At 57.6% G+C, this 17,239-nt stretch carries 18 protein-coding genes; 13 read left to right on the top strand and 5 right to left on the bottom strand.

Annotation, left to right across the window (positions count from 1 at the left end; genetic code table 11):
* Positions 1-23 precede the first annotated feature (23 nt).
* Genes RSK20926_RS01230 through RSK20926_RS01220 form a run of 3 tightly spaced genes read right to left on the bottom strand, consistent with a single transcriptional unit; the run spans position 24 to position 3,599 of the window.
* Positions 24-1,409, bottom strand: coding sequence for a sensor histidine kinase (locus RSK20926_RS01230; RefSeq protein WP_008203891.1), 1,386 nt, complete (start codon positions 1,407-1,409; stop codon positions 24-26).
* Between the two features lie 30 nt (positions 1,410-1,439).
* Positions 1,440-2,858 (bottom strand): dihydrolipoyl dehydrogenase family protein, encoded by a 1,419-nt coding sequence (locus RSK20926_RS01225; RefSeq protein ID WP_008203890.1) that lies wholly within the window; start codon positions 2,856-2,858, stop codon positions 1,440-1,442.
* Positions 2,859-2,861: 3 nt separating this feature from the next.
* Positions 2,862-3,599 carry a TVP38/TMEM64 family protein gene (locus tag RSK20926_RS01220; protein ID WP_008203889.1) on the bottom strand — a complete coding sequence of 246 codons (738 nt, stop codon included), beginning with the start codon at positions 3,597-3,599 and terminating at the stop codon, positions 2,862-2,864.
* 325 nt (positions 3,600-3,924) lie between these two features.
* Between RSK20926_RS01220 and rpmH the strand changes: the two genes are divergently transcribed.
* From rpmH to RSK20926_RS01165, 10 genes are all read left to right on the top strand, one after another.
* Positions 3,925-4,059 carry a 50S ribosomal protein L34 gene (rpmH, locus tag RSK20926_RS01215; RefSeq protein WP_008203887.1) on the top strand — a complete coding sequence of 45 codons (135 nt, stop codon included), beginning with the start codon at positions 3,925-3,927 and terminating at the stop codon, positions 4,057-4,059.
* Between the two features lie 23 nt (positions 4,060-4,082).
* Positions 4,083-4,508 carry a ribonuclease P protein component gene (rnpA, locus tag RSK20926_RS01210; RefSeq protein ID WP_008203886.1) on the top strand — a complete coding sequence of 142 codons (426 nt, stop codon included), beginning with the start codon at positions 4,083-4,085 and terminating at the stop codon, positions 4,506-4,508.
* Positions 4,509-4,573: 65 nt separating this feature from the next.
* Positions 4,574-4,807, top strand: a complete 234-nt coding sequence (gene yidD, locus RSK20926_RS01205; protein WP_008203885.1) for a membrane protein insertion efficiency factor YidD — start codon at positions 4,574-4,576, stop codon at positions 4,805-4,807.
* Between the two features lie 690 nt (positions 4,808-5,497).
* Positions 5,498-6,385 (top strand): tRNA 2-thiocytidine(32) synthetase TtcA, encoded by an 888-nt coding sequence (ttcA, locus tag RSK20926_RS01195; protein ID WP_008203878.1) that lies wholly within the window; start codon positions 5,498-5,500, stop codon positions 6,383-6,385.
* Positions 6,386-6,452: 67 nt separating this feature from the next.
* The gene (locus tag RSK20926_RS01190) at positions 6,453-7,997 is read left to right on the top strand and encodes a putative bifunctional diguanylate cyclase/phosphodiesterase (RefSeq protein ID WP_037253466.1); all 1,545 of its coding nucleotides are present in this window, start codon (positions 6,453-6,455) and stop codon (positions 7,995-7,997) included.
* Between the two features lie 122 nt (positions 7,998-8,119).
* The gene (gene yidC / locus RSK20926_RS01185) at positions 8,120-9,925 is read left to right on the top strand and encodes a membrane protein insertase YidC (protein WP_008203876.1); all 1,806 of its coding nucleotides are present in this window, start codon (positions 8,120-8,122) and stop codon (positions 9,923-9,925) included.
* Positions 9,925-10,677 carry an MOSC domain-containing protein gene (locus RSK20926_RS01180; RefSeq protein WP_008203875.1) on the top strand — a complete coding sequence of 251 codons (753 nt, stop codon included), beginning with the start codon at positions 9,925-9,927 and terminating at the stop codon, positions 10,675-10,677. The genes yidC and RSK20926_RS01180 overlap by 1 nt, the downstream gene beginning before the upstream one ends.
* Entirely contained in the window at positions 10,677-11,327 is a 651-nt protein-coding gene (yihA, locus tag RSK20926_RS01175; RefSeq protein ID WP_008203874.1) for a ribosome biogenesis GTP-binding protein YihA/YsxC, read from the top strand. Before RSK20926_RS01180 ends, yihA begins: the two co-directional genes overlap by 1 nt.
* Positions 11,328-11,696 carry a DUF2946 family protein gene (locus RSK20926_RS01170; protein WP_008203873.1) on the top strand — a complete coding sequence of 123 codons (369 nt, stop codon included), beginning with the start codon at positions 11,328-11,330 and terminating at the stop codon, positions 11,694-11,696.
* A gap of 74 nt (positions 11,697-11,770) precedes the next feature.
* Positions 11,771-13,168 (top strand): PepSY-associated TM helix domain-containing protein, encoded by a 1,398-nt coding sequence (locus RSK20926_RS01165; RefSeq protein WP_008203872.1) that lies wholly within the window; start codon positions 11,771-11,773, stop codon positions 13,166-13,168.
* Positions 13,169-13,323: 155 nt separating this feature from the next.
* Here the strand turns inward: RSK20926_RS01165 and RSK20926_RS01160 are convergent, their stop codons facing one another.
* Positions 13,324-14,052, bottom strand: coding sequence for an SDR family NAD(P)-dependent oxidoreductase (locus RSK20926_RS01160; protein ID WP_008203871.1), 729 nt, complete (start codon positions 14,050-14,052; stop codon positions 13,324-13,326).
* 159 nt (positions 14,053-14,211) lie between these two features.
* Here RSK20926_RS01160 and argB point away from each other — a divergent pair, with 159 nt between their 5' ends.
* The 3 genes from argB to RSK20926_RS01145 all read left to right on the top strand — a co-directional run bounded on the left by argB (position 14,212) and on the right by RSK20926_RS01145 (position 16,402).
* Complete coding sequence (gene argB / locus RSK20926_RS01155; RefSeq protein ID WP_008203868.1) at positions 14,212-15,072, top strand: acetylglutamate kinase; 861 nt, start codon at positions 14,212-14,214, stop codon at positions 15,070-15,072.
* 119 nt (positions 15,073-15,191) lie between these two features.
* Positions 15,192-15,896 (top strand): ferredoxin, encoded by a 705-nt coding sequence (locus RSK20926_RS01150; RefSeq protein WP_083805697.1) that lies wholly within the window; start codon positions 15,192-15,194, stop codon positions 15,894-15,896.
* A complete protein-coding gene (locus tag RSK20926_RS01145; protein WP_008203866.1) occupies positions 15,893-16,402 on the top strand; it encodes a SixA phosphatase family protein in 510 nt (169 codons plus the stop codon). Before RSK20926_RS01150 ends, RSK20926_RS01145 begins: the two co-directional genes overlap by 4 nt.
* Before the next feature lie 77 nt (positions 16,403-16,479).
* Here RSK20926_RS01145 and RSK20926_RS01140 read toward each other — a convergent pair whose 3' ends face one another.
* Positions 16,480-17,229 carry an amino acid ABC transporter ATP-binding protein gene (locus RSK20926_RS01140; protein WP_008203865.1) on the bottom strand — a complete coding sequence of 250 codons (750 nt, stop codon included), beginning with the start codon at positions 17,227-17,229 and terminating at the stop codon, positions 16,480-16,482.
* Positions 17,230-17,239: the final 10 nt, after the last annotated feature.

Here is a 17,239-nt window from a genome sequence, read left to right as displayed (position 1 = left end):
AATTTTGGACAGCTTGATGCTGCTCAGAAGGTGCCATCCCCCTTGGGAAGATGGATCTCGAACTCTGTGCCTTCTGCGCCGGTTGACTTGAGTGAAACTGAACCGCCGTGCCCACGTATCAGTTCCGCAGCAATAGCAAGGCCGAGGCCGCTCCCTCCTTTTCGCGCCCCACCCTGGAAGGGCGTGAAGAGATTGTCTTGAGCTTTTTTCGGAAGACCCGGCCCCGTGTCGGCGACCAAAATGCGCCAGCAATCATCATCTTCCTCAGCGGAAATTGTGACCGTTCCGCCCTTCCCCGTCACCACAAGGGCCTGTCGCGCATTTCTGACAAGGTTCATCACCACGCGGAACAACTGCTCCGCATCACCGCGCAGCATCAACCCCTTGGGCACAGCATTGATCAGTTCAACATCCGCTTCCCCGGCCGCCAGCATCTCGCTTTCGACGATATCATCAACGATTTCGCAGAAAGGCACATAAGAGAAAGTCGGGGCCGGCTCCTCTGCCTTGCCAAAGGCCAGGGTGCCTTCACAAAGAGACACTGCGCGGGTGATTGAATTGACCAATTTCGGAGCCAGGCGCCGCACCAGCGGATCCTCACTCATCTCGATGCGATCGGTGAAGAGCTGGGCAGAGGTGAGGATATTGCGCAGATCATGACTGATCTTCGCAACCGCTCCGCCAAGCTGGGCCAGCCTTTCGCGTTGCCGCAGGGCCTGGGTCAGCTCTGTCTGTAGTTTTTGAAGGGCCTCTTCGGCCTCCCGCAACTCTGTGACCCCTGCATTTGGCTGTATGATCCCACGCGCATCTTCGGGTGCTGCCGCATAGCGCTGCATGTAGTCGACAACGCCTTTGATCGGGCGCACCAGGAAAATACGTACGGCAACAAATAGCAGCAGCGCTGTCACCACAGAAATAACCGCCGACAAGACCAGGATGCGCACCCCATAGTCGATCATCGCGGCGCGCAGTGGCGCTGTCTCCATGGTGATTTCGATCAGCAACCCTGCATCACGGACAGGAGCACCTATGACGCGGACAATCTGGTTTTCCGACGTGACCAGCTGACGCAAAGAATCCCCAATCATGGATGCGGGCGTCGCCATGCGCAGATCAAAGGTGGTGCCAATTTGTTGGGGGATCGGCGACGAGAGCATCAGCTGTCGGATTTCATCCCGTCGCAGCACAACATTGAATACACCGGCGTTTTCCAGAAGCTCCGCTTCCAGCTCTGTCTCCAACATGTCGTCTGCCAACAGCGCCAGAGAGGCGATCTGCGCCCGCTCCAGCCGATCCAGGAGATAGTCTAGCCGAAAGCGAGAGATCGAGGGCACGAAGATCAGCACTTCGGCCAGCATGACAAAGACCGTCGTCAGGATCAGGAATCGGCCTGAAAGTGTATTCAGCATTTAGACCCTTCCAGTTCAAGAGAATCCGACTCAGGGGATCCAGCGCTGCACAAAGCGCACCGCGCGTTTCACAAACTGACTATCAAAAAGCCGAGGTGAGAAATAGGCCCCCGCGACGCGTTTGTTCACCTCCCCAATGGTGGGATAAGGCGCAACCATGGCTGCAACCTGGCTCATTTTCAACCGGTTGGCCAGAGCCAGAGACCAAAGGGAGATCAACTCCCCAGCCTGGTGCCCCACGATTGTCGCCCCAACCGGGCGACCCTTGACCACCATGACCTTGGCAAAACCCTTTGCCTTGCGCTCCGAAAGTGCGCGGTCGTTATGGTGGTAGTCAAAGCGGGCAATTTCCAACTTGCTCCCAAAGCGCTCGCGGGCTTCCGCTTCGATGAGGCCGACCTGGGCTAATTCCGGATCTGTATAGGTCGCGCGCGGAATGTGAACCTCGCTGGCCTTTGAGGGTAAACCAAAGAGTGCGGAACGGATGATCACCCCAGCGTGGTAGCCCGCGACATGGGTGAACTGCAGAGAGCCTGCGACATCGCCGATGGCATAGACCCGACGATTGCTGGTGCGCAGCCCCGCATCCACTTTGATCCCGGTTCTGCTGGGTTCAATACCACCAGCAGCCAAGTTCAGCCGATCAATATTGCTCTTGCGCCCTACGGCCATAAGCAGATGCGATCCTTTGAAACTGCGACCATCCTGCGTTTTGACCTTTATTGCGCCCACTTCTCCGGAAATCTCTGCGGCTAAGGCCCCCTCAACGATTTCAACCCCTTCTCCGCGCAGGGCTTCCAGCACCACAGCGGCTGCCTCCGGGTCATCCCGGCCCAGCGCTTTGGCACCTTCGAGCACCGTCACTTTGCTGCCGAGGCGGATATGCGCCTGTGCCATTTCCATACCAATAGGCCCACCGCCAATGATCAACAGATGCCTGGGCTGTTCGCGCAGGTCAAAGATGGTTTCATTGGTTTCGTAAGGAACCTGATCAAGACCGGGAACAGGGGGCACAAAGGGGGCGCTGCCTGTAGCGATCACAATCCGTCTTGCTGTTAAGACATGATCCCCGGCTTGTACTTCTGTCGGGGAGAGGAAACTGCCGAACTCCCTGATCACCGTAACTCCAAAGCCTTCGAATCGTTCCTGGCTGTCAACGGGTGCAATTGTGTCGATGACGTCATGCACATGGTCCTTGGCGGCGGCGTAGTCCACCTGTGGCTGCTGATCCGACACGCCAAAGGACTGGGCATGGCCCTGCTGATAGGCGACCTTGGCACTGGCAAGGAGCGCTTTGGATGGGACACAGCCATAGTTCAGGCAGTCACCGCCCATCTTGTGGCCCTCCAGCAGCACAACATCAGCACCCATCTGGCTTGCGCCCGCTGCAACAGAAAGACCGCCAGACCCGGCGCCAATCACCAGGAGATCACAATTGATACGGCTCATGGCTCAGCCCTCTTGCTTATGCTTGGCGCGGAAGGACTTCACGATGATCGGCATAGCGGCCAAAACACAGAGACCTAGAATAGGCCCGATCACATGTGGCTCCCACAGAAGCGAAAGATCCGGGTCCTCACCGCGGTCAAAGACCTCACCCACGCCAACACCAATCCATGTGAACACGATGGCGCCCGGAATGATTCCCGCGGCCGTGGTCCACAGGAAGTTGACAAATCGCACCCCAACTAGGGCAGGCAGTAGATTGGCAACAAAGAAGGGAACAGCTGGCACGAGCCGCAGCAAAAGCAGGACTTCGATTTCATTCTGGCGCAGAGCAGCCTTCAGCATCTGCACCCGCCCCTCGGCCGCTTCAAACTTGGCAGTCAGCATCTCGCCCAGGCCCCAGCGCGCGGCCAGGAAAATGCCGGATGCACCAATTGTCGCAGAGACGACATTGAGCGCGGTGCCGGAGACGAGGCCAAAGAGAAAGCCCCCGGTCACGGAAGCAACCGCCGCACCGGGTAGAGAGAAGACCACGATAAGGATATAAATGGCGGCAAAAATACCCACCAGACCAAGATAGTTCTGATCGCGGAACGCCATCAGCGCTTCGCGATTGTCGCGCAACGTATCAAAGGTCAGGTAATCCTTGAGGGTCGCGGCACCAATAATGGCAACCGCCGCAACTGCGATCAGCGGCAGATGCCGCGCAATTCCCTGTTTTGATGTCTCAGCCATTTCACTCATCTCTCCACCTCATCTGCGCTGCGGTCCTATGTAGCTAAACTCAAACGGATTGATCTTCGAGCCTGCTGAGGGCAACTTCACGCCTCCTTGATCCGGAGGGCCTGGAAACGTGAGGATTTCGGCGGTATTTGTCAGCTCTGCAACATTTGCAGCATCCAAAGGGGCCTTTTCCCCCATTTGAAGCAGAAATGTTGCAGTCACCCCCGAAAAACAGGGTGACAGGGTTTGACTTGCCCGGGAATCCCTTCTAATGACCGGGCTTCGAGATAGACCGCCGGGCGGCGATTCCGCTACAGCCCGACATTAGCAATTGGAGACCGGAGCGATGAAACGCACCTATCAGCCTTCGAACCTGGTTCGCAAACGCCGCCACGGCTTCCGTGCGCGCATGGCCACCAAGGCAGGCCGCAAGATCCTGAACTCACGCCGCGCACGCGGACGTAAAGAACTGAGCGCATAAGCTCAGTTCTTGTTCTGACGGACATGACACCGCCGGAGACCCCCATGGATGGCAAGGCTGCCCACGGGGATACGTCTCCGGCGGTGTCCGTTTGTGCATCCCCCGTACAAAAGCCCGAAGTCCTGGCCAAACGCCGTGACTTCCTCGCCTGTGCCCGCCCCCCCGCCCAGAAGCAGGGCACCAAGGGCATGATGGTACAGGGGTTGAACCGCCGCGACAGCGGTGGGATTCGTGTCGGCTTTACCTGCTCCAAAAAGGTTGGCAATGCGGTGGCCCGCAACCGCGCCAAGCGCCGTCTGCGTGAGGCTGCCCGGATGATTCTACCAGTGCATGGTCGCACCGGTTGGGACTATGTGCTGATCGGCCGTGCAAATGAGACTGCCCAGCGCCCCTTTGAAGAGCTGAAGCGCGATCTAGTCTACGCCCTGCGAAAAATTCACGCGAAATAGCGGCCCAAGCTTCACCCCTTACAATCCCAGTTGCTTTGCTTGCGTCCTGCTCCTATCTCTCTGTCATGTCTCCTCTGGCCCATATCCTTGCGCTACCGGTACGCGCCTATAGGCTGATCTTCAGTCCCTGGGTCGGCTTTAACTGCCGCTATCAGCCCACCTGCTCTGCCTATGCTCTGGAAGCTCTGGAGAAACATGGTGGCCTAAAGGGCGCCTGGCTGACGGCCAGACGGATCGGTCGCTGCCACCCGCTAGGTGGCGATGGCTATGATCCCGTCCCAGAGCGCAAAGACCCCTAGCCCCTCTTAGCCTTCCTCAGGGTGAGCGACCTGTGCTCCAAGTGTCACAGTAAGGAATACCAGCATATGCTGAGGCCTTTCGCCATGTTAGGCAGCCGCCACGATCAACCCTTAGCTGCAGGAGGCATGAATGAATACATCATATCAAACATCGCGCGCTCCGGCAGGCTGTGCAGGCGCAGCGGATCTTCGACTGGTTTGAAGTTCACTCCTTCGCCTTGGCGAGTCTGATCTCACCTGATCGTAACTTCCAAACTTCAGCATCCTAGAGCCCTATGCCCAATCTTGGGTAGTTTTGCTTTTGCTGATCCTTTTCACAGCAAACTCACAGGAACCGACTGTCCGCAGTCGGCAAAACCCATGACACATTCAGGATTTCCAAACTCAATCCCAGACACCTACGTACAAGACCCTCATGCAGCCCTGGCGCAAGTCTTAGCGCGCTTTGGACTACGCAGAACCCTGACCGCGCTGGCCAGTCAGTGGATTGCCTCCCGTCGCCTCACCAGCAAAACCGGGCGCCCGCCACCGCTCAACAATCATTTGAGGCGAGACATCGGTTTGCTGCCCCTGCCAGAGGATCTTCCGTCCTCCCGCATGCACTTCTAGATCAAGTTACGGCGCCGCTCATATTTGGGCGGTTGCCGTTTTTTTCTTGGCAAAGGCGGTCACCTCGGCTAGGGGGCCGCCATGCTTGATGATGATCTCGACGAAATTCACCCGCTTTTTACCGGGGCCCCCTCGACCACTGGGTTCAAGAAACTCAGGAAGCGCATCGTGCGCTATGCGCGAGAGGCCATCGAACAATATGGCATGGTGGAGCGCCGCGAAGATGGCACCACGCCCAAGTGGCTGGTCTGCCTCTCCGGCGGTAAGGACAGCTATACTCTGCTTGCGGTTTTGCATGAGTTGAAGTGGCGCGGCCTCTTGCCAGTCGAGCTACTCGCCTGCAATCTGGACCAAGGTCAGCCTGGATTTCCAGCCACTGTGCTGCCTGAATTCCTGGAAAAGATGGGTGTTCCGCATCGTATCGAATATCAGGACACCTATTCCATCGTGATGGACAAGGTCCCGCAGGGCCGCACCTATTGCGCGCTCTGCTCCCGCCTGCGTCGTGGCAACCTTTACCGAATCGCCCGTGAAGAAGGCTGTTCAGCGGTTGTGCTGGGACATCATCGGGATGATATCCTTGAAACATTCTTCATGAATCTCTTTCATGGCGGTCGTCTGGCCACCATGCCCCCGAAGCTGGTGAACGAAGAGGGAGACCTCTTTGTTTTCCGCCCCTTAGCCCATGTAGCCGAAGAGGATTGCGAGAAGTTCGCCAAAGCAATGAACTATCCGATCATTCCCTGCGACTTATGTGGCAGCCAAGACGGGCTACAGCGGCAACAGGTGAAGCAGATTCTCGATCAATGGGAAAAAAACAGCCCCGGTCGTCGGCAGATCATGTTCCGTGCCCTCATGAATGCAAGACCTTCACACCTTCTGGACCCCAAACTTTTCGATTTTGCGGGGCTTGAACGGAATTCACCGGCGGAAAGCGCAGAATCCTCAGAGATTCCCCTCCTGCGTTAACTTCAGAGTCAGAAGCAGTCCCTTAGTCTGCCTCATGCATATCCCTGCTGAGGCGAAAGGTCTGAACATGACACAAGCGAATTCAGGTTTCCTGAAACGCATCCGGACGCGGCTGGCACCGTCACTCTTTGCGCCGCCTATTCTGGCTTTTCTGCCTGCATTGACGCTTGCAACTTTCTGGTTCGGAGGTGAAGCAGCACTGCTGTGGGTTGCCTTGGGTGTTCCATTGATTTTTGCGGCTCTGGGGGCCTTTGCTCAAAATGGGCGAAACGCCACTCCCAGAGACAATGTCACCGGCCTCATGCTGCGCGAGGGTTTTGAACTGGAGCTGGAGCTTGTTGCCAAAGATTGTGAAAATTCTGGCCTTCGATCCTCCCTCTATTTCATCGAAATTGACGACTATAAGGATCTGACCATCCGCGAGGGGCAGGCCGCCAGCGATCACGTCATGCAAACCTGCGGTGAGAGAATCGCCAGCACTCTGCGCAACGGAGACACTGTTGCCCGCATTGGTGACAGTAAGTTCGCAGTCTGCCTTACCCCGGTTCTGCAGTTGGATTTAGAATCCTGCGTCCAGATGGCGGGACGTATGCAAGCGGCAGTCGAAGGGCCAATTTCGCTTGATGGCAGCACCATCTACACCTCCTGCTCGATTGGCTTCTGCCTCAACAGTCGTGCCCCCAGCAGCCAACCCAGTGATTGGTCTCAGGCCACCAACGCGGCGCTGAGTGAAGCACAGCAGAGTGGCCCATCGGGCATTCGGGTCTATTCCTCCGATATGCATGTGCGTACCTCAACTCGCACCAACCTGCGCGACGAAGCCGCCGAAGCTCTGGAAACCGGACAAATCGTACCTTGGTTCCAGCCACAGATCTCGACCGACACCGGTAAAGTCACGGGTTTTGAAGCCCTTGCCCGCTGGATGCATCCGGTACGCGGCATGGTGCCTCCTGCAAAATTCCTGCCGGTCCTACGGGATGCGGGCCTGATGGAGCGGCTGAGCCAGGTCATGCTGTACCACTCGCTGACCGCTTTGAACGCATGGGATTCCGCGGGCTTCAAAATCCCTTCTGTTGGCGTCAACTTTGCGACCCAGGAACTGCGCAACCCCAATCTCGCCGAGAACATCAAATGGGAGCTGGAGCGCTTTAACCTGCCCGCTGAGCGGCTCTCTGTTGAGATCCTCGAAACCGTCATGACCGACCAGCCCGACGATGTGGTCACCCGTAACATTGCCGCACTCAGCGACCTGGGGTGCCAGATTGAACTGGACGATTTCGGCACGGGCCACGCCTCCATCTCCGGGGTCCGCCGGTTTAACATTGCACGGATCAAAATTGACCGCTCCTTTGTCATGCGGTCAGATCAGGACCCTGAGCAGCAGAAGATGATTGCAGCGATCCTCACCATGGCGGAGCGCCTTGATTTGGAAACCCTGGCAGAAGGGGTTGAAACCGCCGGTGAGCACGCCCTCTTGTCGCAACTGGGCTGTGGGCATGTGCAGGGCTTTGGGATCGGGCGTCCGATGCCATTTGATCAAACCCTGGACTGGATCACGGCCCATGAGGCAAAGCTGCAGGATGCACCCGAAATCGGCCGTCAAGGCAGCTGAACCACTGATTTCCGGCTCCGGGACGCAATGCCACTGCCAAAATCCTCGATTCTACTTGACCTTTGGGGTTCACCTCTGTTGAACCCCTTCTGTCATTGTACAGACCGAGGTGGCAGTCCCAGATGGACGATCAGAACAAAAATCTTATTCTCGCAACCGTACTCAGCTTCTTGGTGATCCTGGGGTGGTACACGTTTTTCCCACCCCCAGAGCCAGAGCAGCCGGTTGACGTCGCTGTTACCGAAAATGCCGCCGAAAGCGGCACGACACTGGTTCCTACAGCAGATGCGACCGATGCGGTGGCAAATGCCACGACCGAAGAGGCCTCTGCACCAGATGCGCCACGCCTTGCGATCGACACGCCACGCGTCACCGGTAGTATTGCGCTGCAAGGGGGGCGTATCGACGACCTGTCCCTGAAAGACTATCGTGAAACGCTCGCGGATGGCTCTCCCATCGTGAAACTGCTGAAACCTGTTGGCGAAGCCCAGGCCTATTATGCGCTTTATGGCTGGGCACCTGGCGCGGGCTTGACCTCCAGCGATGTTCCTGGGGCGAATTCGATCTGGTCAGCCCCAGCAGGCGCCACTCTCAGTCCTGAGACCCCGGTCACACTGACCTGGGACAATGGCAACGGTCTGACCTTCGCCCGCACCATTTCCGTGGATGAGGACTATATGTTCTCAGTGACCCAATCGGTTACCAATGCCACCGACGGCACGATCAGCCTCGCGCCTTACGGCACGCTTGCCCGTCACGGTGAACCTGAAGATCTGAAGAACTTCTTCATCCTGCATGAGGGCGTTGTCGGCATGGCGGATGGCGAACTCTCTGAGCTCGACTATTCCGACGTAGCAGATTTCGACATCGACCCCCGTGATGGCTCCCGCTCCGAAGTGAAGCAGGTCACAACCAATGGCTGGATCGGGTTCACCGATCACTACTGGATGTCGACGCTGATTCCAGAACCGGGTCAGGGCTTCCGTTCTATCGCGAAATTCGACGAGCGCCGTGGCATCTATCAGACTGATATCGTGCTGCCCACCGTCAGCCTGGCCGCCGGAAACAGCACGGAAGTCACCACCATGCTCTTTGCCGGCGCCAAGGAATGGGCCAGCATTCGCAGCTATGAGAAATCCGGCATTGCTGGCTTCCTCGACTCCATCGACTGGGGCTGGTTCTTCTTCCTGACCAAACCGATGTTCGCCGTGCTGCACTGGCTGAACCTCCTGATCGGCAACATGGGCTGGGCCATCATCGGCCTCACCGTTCTGATCAAGATCATCGTCTTCCCGCTGGCCTATAAGTCCTACGCTTCGATGGCGAAGATGAAGGAATTGCAGCCGGAGATGGAGAAGCTCAAAGAGCGCACTGGCGATGATCGCCAGAAGATGCAGAAAGAGATGATGGAGCTCTACAAGAAGGAGAAGGTGAACCCCGCCGCGGGCTGTCTCCCAATCCTGATCCAGATCCCGATCTTCTTCTCGCTCTACAAGGTGATCTTTGTCACGCTGGAACTGCGCCACGCGCCCTTCTTCGGCCCCTTCCAGGATCTCTCGGCGCCGGACCCAACCTCGCTGATGAACCTCTTTGGCCTGCTGCCCTTCTCGGGTCCGGAAGCCGGTTCTATCCTCGCTCTGGTGTTCATCGGTATCCTGCCACTCTTGCTGGGGATTTCCATGTGGCTGCAGCAAAAACTGAACCCGGCGCCCACGGATCCGACCCAGCAGATGATCTTTGCCTGGATGCCATGGGTCTTCATGTTCATGCTGGGTGGTTTTGCCTCTGGCTTGGTGGTTTACTGGATCGCCAACAACACCATCACCTTTACCCAGCAGTACCTGATCATGCGCAGTCACGGCTACAAGCCTGACGTCTTTGGCAACATCAAGTCGGGCTTCAAGAAGAAGCCCAAATCGGAGAGCTGATGACACATAAAGTCACTGATATCTGGCGCCACCCGCTCAAGTCACATGGGCGGGAAGCACTGGACGCGGTAACCATGATCGCCGGGCAGACAATGCCCGGCGATCGTGTTTGGGCGGTGGCGCATGAGGCCTCCAAGGCTGATAGCAGCGTCTGGGCGCCCTGCGCCAATTTCACCCGCGGTTCCAAAGCTCCTGCTCTGATGGCAATCGAAGCGCAGCTGGATGACGCCAGCGGAGTGCTGACCCTGACCCACCCGGAGCGTCCAGAACTGCGCTTTGATCCCGAGGATCCGGCGGATCTAGTGCGGTTCCTGGAATGGGAGAAGCCCCTGTTGCCGCAGAACCGCGCTGCATCTGCGCGGATTGTCCGAGTGCCCGGCCGCGGTATGACCGACACGGATTACCCATCGGTGACCCTGTGTAACTGGGCTTCTCACCGGGCAGTTGAGCAGGCCATGGGCCAGGATTTGTCGCCTAAACGCTGGCGCGGCAATATCTGGTTTGATCTGGATGAGCCTTGGTTGGAAAACCAGCTTATTGGCAAAAAGGTCCGGATCGGCGAGGCGGTCTTTGAGATCAAGGAACCGGTTGTGCGCTGCCTGGCGACAACCGCAAATCCGGAGACCGGCGAACGCGATGCAGACACGCTGGGCACCTTGAACAACACCTGGGGACACCAGAATTTTTCTGTCTATGCCGAAGTGCTGACAGGTGGTGACATCCAGCTTGGAGATAGCGTAAAGGTCTTGTGATGCAGATCCAGTTTCCCGTGGCCGAAGAGCCAGACCAAATCACTTCCGAGAAAGGCCGCATGCTCTTTGCGGGCCAGTCGGAATTTGTCAAAGGCGTTGTCGCCATGTCCGGCCTGCCAGAGGCTGACCGGATGGAGGTATGCTTTGCCGGCCGCTCGAATGTGGGCAAATCCAGCCTGATCAATGCGCTGACCGGCACCAAGGGTCTGGCACGGGCCTCAAACACGCCGGGCCGCACCCAGGAGATCAACTATTTCACCCAAGGGCCGGATCTCTTTCTGGTTGACCTTCCGGGCTATGGCTATGCCAACGCCCCTCTACCGGTGGTGGAGAAATGGCAAAAGCTGCTCAAACGCTACCTCTCGGGCCGTCAGACCCTGCGCCGTGCCTTTGTGCTGATTGACAGCCGCCACGGGGTCAAAGAGGTGGACGAGGAGATCATGAAGCTTTTGGACAGTGCTGCAGTGACCTTCCAATGCGTTATGACCAAGGCCGACAAGGTAAAGGTCAAGGACCGTGAAAAGGTCCTGGAGCAGGTCCGCAAGGCGCTTGCCCGCCACCCCGCTGCCTATCCTGAGATTGTTCTTACTTCGTCGGAAAAAGGCGATGGCATCGCCACTCTGCGCGCCTTAATTGCAGGTATTGAATAGGTGATTTCGCGGCTGCTGTCATATCTGATGCTGCTGGCCATCATAGCCGCCGGGCTGATCCCGGCGGGATGGATGCCTGCGCATGACAGCGAAGGGCGCGTCCTCCTGGTGATATGTACCACCGATGGTGTCGAAGAGCGATGGGTGGATCTTGGCGACGATGCCCCTATGCCGGTCCCTGTTGATCAGATGGATGACCGCAGCTGCCCCTTCTCCGCCCTCCCCTCTCTGGCTGCTCTGCCCGAGACACAGCATTCCCTCCCCCTGCTGCCGCTGCTGAGCGCCCGTTGGGATCATGAGGGCTTTACCCACCACAGCGCCGGGTTCCACTGGCGCTATGATGCTCGCGGCCCACCCGCTCTCTCCTGAACATCTGAAAACCTTCTGATTTATGCCTGCCCTCCTAGTGCGGGGCCGGGCCTGTTCCATATGGAGAGAACACAATGGCGACCAGCCAAACGCAAGTCGCGGGCGAAGCACGCTCGCTGTCCGAAAAATTCTATTTCGCCGCCTGGCGCTGGCACTTCTATGCCGCGCTCTATGTCATTCCTTTCATGCTAATGCTCGCTGTCACCGGGCTGATGATGATGTTCATAACCCAGTTTGACGGCCGCGACGGCGAGAAGATCGCCGTAGAGGTCACCGGCAGCGAAATCAGCTATGCCGACCAAACCGCTGCTGTCCTGCAGGCACAGCCCGGCACAATTGCTGAATGGATCGGCCCGAAGTCACCGGAACTGGCTACCGTCTTCCGGGTCAGCACCGATCAAGGCCAGCGGCTGGTAGCGCTTAATCAGTATACCGGCGAAGTCATTCAGGTATGGGACCGCCGCGCGGGCTGGTATGATTTTGCCGACAATATCCACTCAACGCTGCTGATCGGCGACATGGGTGACCGTTTGATCGAAATCGCCGCTGGGCTGGGAATTGTCCTGGTTCTGACCGGGCTTTACATCTGGTGGCCGCGTGGCAATGCGCTTTCTGCCTTTGTGCCTGACCTGCGCGCCCGGGGCCGGGCTCTGTGGAAGAACCTGCACGCGGTGACTGGTTTCTGGATTTCTGCTCTCCTGGTGGTCTTCCTGATTTCCGGCCTGTCCTGGGCCGGCATTTGGGGCGGAAAACTGGTGCAGCCTTGGGGCAGCTTCCCCGCGGCCAAATGGAACGATGTGCCGCTCTCTGATGAGACCCATGCCAGCATGAACCACGGGGCCACGAATGACGTGCCCTGGGCTCTTGAGCAAACCCCGATGCCTGCTTCCGGATCCGAAGCAGGGATCACCGGCCTGCCTGCGGGCACCGCGGTCACCCCGGAGAACGTCATCTACCTAGGCCGGGAGCTGGGCATGGAGGGCCGCTTCCGGCTGGCGTATCCTGGTGGCGAGAGCGGTGTCTGGACAATCAACCGCGACAGCATGAGCAGCGATTCGGATGATCCCTTTGTCGATCGCACCATTCATATTGACCAATACACTGGTAAGATCCTGGCGGATGTCAAATATGAGGATTACTCCTGGATGGGTAAATCCATGGCCGTTGGCATCCCGTTGCACATGGGGCTGATGGGGACCTGGAACTTCCTGCTGAACACGCTCTTCTGCTTCTTTGTAATCTTTGTCTGCATCTCCGGTGCGGTCATGTGGATGAAACGACGCCCCTCTGGAGCTGCGCGGCTGGCCGCCCCTCCGGTTCCAGCGGACCTGCCGTTCTGGAAAGGCGCGGTACTGATCGGCCTCTTCACCGCCATGGCCTTCCCGCTGGTGGGGCTTACCCTGCTGGCCGTGCTGGCATTTGACCTGCTAATCCTGGGCAATATCCCTGCGATGAAACGCGTCTTTAGCTGAGCTGGAACATGCCTGCCGCATCCCTCACGCGGCAGGCATAGGGTCAGCAATGCCCGTTGCGTCCCTTTGAGGCCTAGCTGACCCGAATCGAACCCGCAGAGATTTTCTTTCTGCGGGTTCATCCAGAAGCAGCACTCACACCGCTGCAATAGCCGTCAGACGTGCTGAGCCCCGTTCACTTCGATCTCGGCACCTGAAATGTAGGAACTTTCCTGCGAACAAAGGAAATAGATTGCCGCGGCCACTTCCTCTGGCTGGCCCAGGCGCTGCATCGGCAATTTCTCGACAATCTTATCCGTGCCCGGTGACAGGATCGCCGTTTCCACCTCACCCGGTGCGATGGCATTGACCCGCACGCCCAGGGGGCCGAAGTCATGCGCCATTTCCCGCGTCAGCGCTGCCAGAGCCGCTTTGGAGGTGGCATAGGCCGCCCCGGCAAAGGGATGCACCCGACTGCCCGCGATCGAGGTCACATTGACCACCGAGCCTTTGGCCGCTGCCAGTTCATCCTTCAGCCCGCGCGCCAACACCACAGAGGCAAAGAAATTCACGTGAAAAACCTTGCCCCAGGTCATCAGATCAGTGTCCAGGGTGCTGAGGCGTTCGCCCTCCGGCCCTTTTGGTGAGATCCCCGCGTTATTGACTAGGGCGTCCAGTCGCCCGCCCAGACGCTCCTGGATGATGCCGACGGCATTAATGGTGTCGGAGGGGTCCGAGAGATCGAGCTGCACGTGATTCTCCTGGCCGCCACCCCAGGGGCATTCCTCGGGGAAGGGCTGGCGCGAACAGGTGATCACCCGCCAGCCTTCGGCATTGAAGCGGCGCACAGTGGCATGGCCGATACCCCGGCTGGCGCCGGTCAGAAGCAGGGTTTTGCGGGACATGGTGGCAGGCTCCGTTTCCTGTGGGAGTCTTGCAGACCCTATCACTCTGCGCGACCGCCGCAATGCTCCAAATCATAGGCTCATCGCACTCTTGCCGGGCCTTGCCCTTGGCAGCGGCGGCGGAAGCGCGTAACACCATCGTCCAAAGGGATTGGAACGATGAAGAAACAAGACATGAACCGTGATTGGATTGCCACCGCCGAGACCCTCTCTAGCGCCCTGCCCTACCTGCAGCGCTTTTCCGGGGCCATTGTTGTTATCAAGCTGGGCGGCCACGCCATGGGCAGCGACGAAGCCATGGATACCTTTGCGCGCGACATCGTTCTGATGCGACAAGTGGGCGTAAATCCGGTCATCGTTCATGGCGGTGGTCCGATGATCAACGCAATGCTGGAAAAGCTGCAGATCCAGTCCGAGTTCGTCAATGGTAAGCGCGTCACCGATGCCGCCACCATGGAAGTGGTGGAGATGGTTCTGTCCGGCGTCGTCAACAAGCGCATCGTTCAAGCCATCAACCGCCAGGGCGGAAGCGCTGTAGGCCTATCTGGCAAGGACGCCAACCTAATCATCTGCGATCAGGCCAATCCCGAATTGGGCTTTGTTGGCGCACCATCTGCAATGGATCCAAAGGTCCTCTACGGGCTGTTCGAAAAGGACATGATCCCCGTGATTGCCCCGATTGGCGCGGGCCGTGCGGGCGAAACTTTTAACATCAATGGCGACACCGCCGCCGGTGCCATCGCCAAAGCGCTGGAAGCTGATCGCTTGCTGCTGTTGACCGATGTAGCCGGGGTTAAGAACGGCGAAGGCGAAGTGGTAACGGAACTGAAAGCCGCAGATGTAGAAGTGATGACCACAAGCGGGGTCATTGCAGGCGGCATGATCCCCAAGACAGAAACCGCACTCGACGCCGTACGCAACGGTGTACGCGCCTGCACAATTGTTGATGGCAGAGTACAAAACTCGGTTCTTTTGGAACTCTTCACCGACCATGGCGCTGGCTCAATGATCCGGGCCTAAGCGCTCCCTATTTTTGCAACTCTAAGCGGCGTTCCTGTATCCTGGCGCGCCGTTTTTGACATTTGCCCCCCTTTGATGGCTGCTAAGCTCGACCAATGAGCCAGCGAAAGGGACCCAGCATGACCATTCCGCAAGCCCCACCCGACCAAAGCCTGATAGAGAACACAAGCTACAACACGGTTGAAACGCTCGCCGCAGAGCAAGGTCTTGCGATCTATGGCGCGCTGAAAGCACCGGTTGATGATCACTGCCGCTTGGGCAGCGGAACACTGGTCCTGCTTGGGACTGCGCCAAATTTCTGGCCACTCCTAAAAGACTCACCTGAATTTTTGGATCAGGAAACCGATCCGATTGACCGCTGGTCCGCCCGCGTCATCGGCGATCTTGCTCAAACCCTTGGCGCAAATCCCTTCTTTCCTTCGGATGGACCACCTTACCCACCATTTGTGCAATGGGCCCTGGCCTCGGGACGCGCTTTCACATCCCCGTCACAAATGCTGGTACATGATACGGTTGGTATGATGATCTCTTTTCGCGGGGCACTGCATTTTGAGCAAGGCTTTGACATTCCCCCTCCTCCTTTGGCACACTCGCCCTGTAAAGATTGCGCATCCAGACCGTGTCTTTCCATCTGCCCTGTACAAGCATTGATTGACGGAGGCCCCTATCAACTGGCAACCTGTCACCGTCACCTGGAAACTCCTGCCGGCACGCCCTGCCTGACTGAGGGGTGCCTGGCGCGCCGCGCTTGCCCACTGAGCCTTGGCGCTGAACGGCAATTTGAACAGAACGCACATCACATGAGGTATTTTCACCCATCATGACCCGAACTTTGATCTTGACCCGACATGCCAAATCTTCTTGGGGTACCAGCGCCCCAAGTGATCACGCCCGACCTTTGAACAAACGTGGACGAAAATCCGCAGAGGCTCTTGGCCAGTGGCTGCGTGAGAGCAACCGCATTCCGGATCAGATCCTCTCCTCTTCTTCGCAACGCACCCGGGAGACGCAGGAGTTGATGTCAGTCAATGCCCCAGCTGTCTTTATCGAACGACTGTACCACGCTAGTTCAGAGATGATCTTTCAGGTTCTGCGCGAGGCGGAGTATCCCACGGTTCAGCTCATCAGCCACAATCCAGGCATAGCGGCCTTTGCCCATGCCATTGTAACTTCTCCCCCTGAACACCGCCGCTTTGACGACTATCCAACAGGCGCTACACTGATTGCCGAGTTTGATATAGACAACTGGTCTGACCTTGCCTGGAGTTCAGGAACCGTAGTCGACTTTATCGTACCCCGTGAACTTTTGAACGAAGAAATCCAAGTCTGACGCTCAATACCCAAGCATTCACAGAAAAGCGGCCTCCGGATCTCTCCGAAGGCCGCTTTCTTTTTCTCAGTTCTCTATCAGTGGCCGAGGATCTGGCTGAGGAACTGCTGTGTCCGCTCGCTTTTTGGATTGTTGAAGAACTCTTCCGGCTCATTCTGTTCAACGATCTGGCCATCTGCCATGAAGATCACCCGGTTCGCCACCTGACGGGCAAAGCCCATCTCATGGGTCACACAGAGCATGGTCATGCCCTCTTCCGCCAGTTCGATCATGGTGTCGAGCACCTCTTTGATCATCTCTGGGTCCAGAGCTGAAGTTGGTTCATCGAAGAGCATGATGCGGGGCATCATGCAAAGCGAACGCGCAATCGCAACGCGCTGCTGCTGGCCACCAGAAAGCTGGCCAGGATACTTCAACGCTTGGTCAGGGATCTTCACTTTTTCAAGGAAATGCATCGCCCGCTCTTCAGCTTCTTTCTTGGGTGTCTTGCGAACCCAGATCGGCGCCAAAGTGCAGTTTTCCAGGATGGTCAGATGCGGGAAGAGGTTGAAGTGCTGGAAGCACATGCCAACTTCGGACCGGATCTTGTCGATGTTCTTTAGGTCATTGGACAGCAATGTGCCATCCACAACGATCGAACCCTGCTGATGCTCTTCCAGAGCATTGATACAGCGGATCAAGGTCGACTTACCGGAACCGGAAGGGCCACAGATCACAATCCGCTCACCTTGGTTTACCGTCAGGTTGATGTCCCGAAGCACATGGAAAGAGCCATACCATTTGTTCATATTATCAATGGTGATGGCGATTTCGTCGGAGACTTTCATTTGAGAAGTG

Origin of the sequence: Roseobacter sp. SK209-2-6, from assembly GCF_000169455.1 — a bacterium.
Lineage (GTDB): Bacteria > Pseudomonadota > Alphaproteobacteria > Rhodobacterales > Rhodobacteraceae > Pseudophaeobacter.
This window is presented reverse-complemented; position numbering and strand designations above follow the sequence as displayed.